General features: G+C 58.1%; 2 protein-coding genes. Both read right to left on the reverse strand.

Going from position 1 to position 3,003, the window contains the following annotated elements:
* Positions 1-197: 197 nt before the first annotated feature.
* Positions 198-1,523, reverse strand: coding sequence for an isocitrate lyase (aceA, locus tag QMX98_RS33635; protein ID WP_010458877.1), 1,326 nt, complete (start codon positions 1,521-1,523; stop codon positions 198-200).
* 499 nt (positions 1,524-2,022) lie between these two features.
* Positions 2,023-2,784, reverse strand: coding sequence for a secretin N-terminal domain-containing protein (locus tag QMX98_RS33640; RefSeq protein WP_282412041.1), 762 nt, complete (start codon positions 2,782-2,784; stop codon positions 2,023-2,025).
* Positions 2,785-3,003 lie beyond the last annotated feature (219 nt).

Below are 3,003 nucleotides of genomic sequence, written 5' to 3' on the forward strand. Positions count from 1 at the left end.
CGCGAAGAACGCTGACGCGGTAAGTCTGAAGCACCGCGGCGTATTCTTCGCGGGCAAGCCTCGCTCCTACGGGGGGCGGTGGTGTTTTAAAAATGCAGGCAAAAAAAACGCCCCGAACCAGTCGGGGCGTCAGATGTGCGACGTTGCGGTTAGCTTTCTATTCGGTCCGCAACGGCCGTTTGCTCAGGCGAATCGGATCAGTGGAACTGTTCTTCTTCGGTCGAACCGGTCAGGGCGGTTACCGAAGACGTGCCACCTTGAATCACGGTGGTCATGTCGTCGAAGTAGCCGGTGCCCACTTCCTGCTGGTGAGCCACGAAGGTGTAGCCCTTCGAAGCGTCAGCGAACTCTTGCTCTTGCAGTTTCACGTAGGCAGTCATGTCGTTGCGGGCGTAGTCGTGCGCCAGGTTGAACATGCTGTGCCACATGTTGTGAATGCCGGCCAGGGTGATGAACTGGTGCTTGTAACCCATGGCGGACAGTTCGCGCTGGAACTTGGCGATGGTCGCGTCGTCCAGGTTTTTCTTCCAGTTGAAGGAAGGCGAGCAGTTGTACGACAGCAGTTGGTCCGGGTATTCCTTTTTGATCGCTTCAGCGAAACGACGAGCTTCGTCCAGGTCCGGCTTGGCGGTTTCGCACCAGATCAGGTCGGCATACGGAGCGTAAGCCAGGCCGCGAGCGATTGCCTGGTCCAGGCCGGCGCGTACTTTGTAGAAGCCTTCCTGAGTACGTTCGCCAGTCACGAACGGCTGGTCGTATGGGTCGCAATCGGAAGTCAGCAGGTCAGCCGCGTTAGCGTCGGTACGAGCCAAAATGATGGTCGGTGTGCCAGCAACGTCAGCTGCCAGACGAGCAGCGGTCAGCTTCTGTACAGCTTCCTGGGTAGGAACCAGTACTTTGCCGCCCATGTGGCCGCATTTTTTCACGGAAGCCAGTTGGTCTTCGAAGTGAACGCCGGCGGCGCCTGCTTCGATCATGCTCTTCATCAGCTCGTAAGCGTTCAGAACGCCGCCGAAACCGGCTTCAGCGTCAGCCACGATCGGTGCGAAGTAGTCGATGTAACCTTCGTCGCCCGGGCCTTTGCCGGCTTTCCACTGGATCTGGTCGGCACGACGGAACGAGTTGTTGATGCGCTTGACCACGGTTGGAACCGAGTCCACCGGGTACAGCGATTGGTCCGGGTACATCGATTCGGCGGAGTTGTTGTCCGCAGCAACCTGCCAGCCCGACAGGTAGATTGCCTGGATACCGGCTTTGACTTGTTGTACAGCCTGGCCGCCGGTCAGGGCGCCCATGCAGTTGACGAAATCTTTATCAGGACGGAAGGATGGCTTGGCGCCCTGGGTGACCAGGTTCCACAGCTTCTCGGCGCCCAGTTTTGCAAAGGTGTGCTCAGGTTGAACCGAGCCACGCAGGCGGACGACGTCAGCAGCGGAGTAAGCGCGTGTCACGCCTTTCCAGCGTGGGTTTTCAGCCCAATCTTTTTCGAGGGCTGCAATTTGCTGTTCGCGTGTCAGTGCCATGGAGATAAACCTCGTCGCATAGGTCTGTGTGGAAAATTCCTGCTCCTGCCAAGTACGCGATTCAATTGGGGCGTAAGAGGCTGCTCGCTGACCAGAAGCTTAGGTGGTCAAGTCGGATTCGGCGGGATTGGCGACGGGATGAACGATGGGCTCGAGGGGAAGTGAGCAGGTAAGGGCGAACTGGCGAGCGCATTCGGGCGTCGTGGGCCTTGGTACGAACTTCAGTGTGGAGCCGGGTTACCTAATTACGCTTCCGTCCCTCGGGACAACTTCGTTCCAGTCGGCAACCTCGTCAAACACACCTTGTGGGCGGTACAGACACGAAGCGGCTCGCGGGGTAGATGCGAGCAGCGCCTCGAAGGCCCTTGCCAGGGCCCCTGATTAGCGGGAGCGAGGCCATCATGCCTTTGCTTTTTTGTATCGTCAAACGTTTTGTAGTGCTTTTTTTCGGGCACTACATCTTTGGTCTAATACGACTAATCAGTCAGTTTTCGGTGGTTTAGTCCAAAGTATCGACTTTCACCCGCAACGTCATGTCATCCCGGCCCTGAGTCGAGTAGCTGCGGGTCTGGCCCTGTTTATCGGCTTGGGTCTGACGGTTCACACCGGCCAGGGTGATCCACTCGCCCAAGCGTCCCGTGACAGTTGTGTCGGTACTTTGCACATTCACTACATCTGGACGTTCCTGGCTCATGCGGTCACGGTTGGTACTGATCGCCAGGTGAACGATGTCGCCGGTAACGCTGGCGGTGACGTAGAAGCCCTGAGTGACGTTGCGGTACTCGGTCTGGCTGCGAAGATCACCATAGGAATCGGTCTGAGTGCTGGTGAGCGGGACGCTTTGGCCGACCTGAATCAGCGCCGGTGTGCCTTCGCTGGCCTGAATCTGCTGGATGCCGCCATCACGGCTATCGGTGCTGCGATTGATGATGCGCGTCTGGCTCGGTTTGGCGCCGTTGACCGAGTAGCCCTGGTCGCCCTGGAAGTTGTTTTCGTTGGTGTCGACCGTGATCAGCAGGCGCTTCGCGGCAACGTCGAGTTGTGCGACAAGGGCCTTAAGTTCGTCGATCTTGCGCTGTTCTGCGTTGACAATCAGTTGGTTGCCGTAAGCGCTGACCTGGCCGTCCTTGCCGATGAAATCCTGTGCTATGGGTAGCATATCGGCGCTGGTGTGGTAATTCAGGGGCACGATCTCGGTGGCTGCCATGACTGAAAAACTGCACGTCAGCAGCAGCGTGGTGAGCAGGGTGCGTAGGGACATATCCGTTATCTCCGACATCTTGAAGTGTTGATATTGCCAGTTTGTCGGCCCGGCGTGGGGCAAGTTGAATCGTAGACAGCAAAACGCCCCGGCATCGGTCGATGGCGAGGCGTTTTGTGGTGTTCTGGCGGGCTTTTGTGGCGAGGGAGCTTGCTCCCGCTGGGCTGCACAGCAGCCCTAAAAATCTTGGGAACGCTTCGCGCCCCAGCGGGAGCAAGC

The sequence above is a fragment of the Pseudomonas sp. PS02303 genome, from assembly GCF_029959925.1.
GTDB lineage: Bacteria > Pseudomonadota > Gammaproteobacteria > Pseudomonadales > Pseudomonadaceae > Aquipseudomonas > Aquipseudomonas mandelii.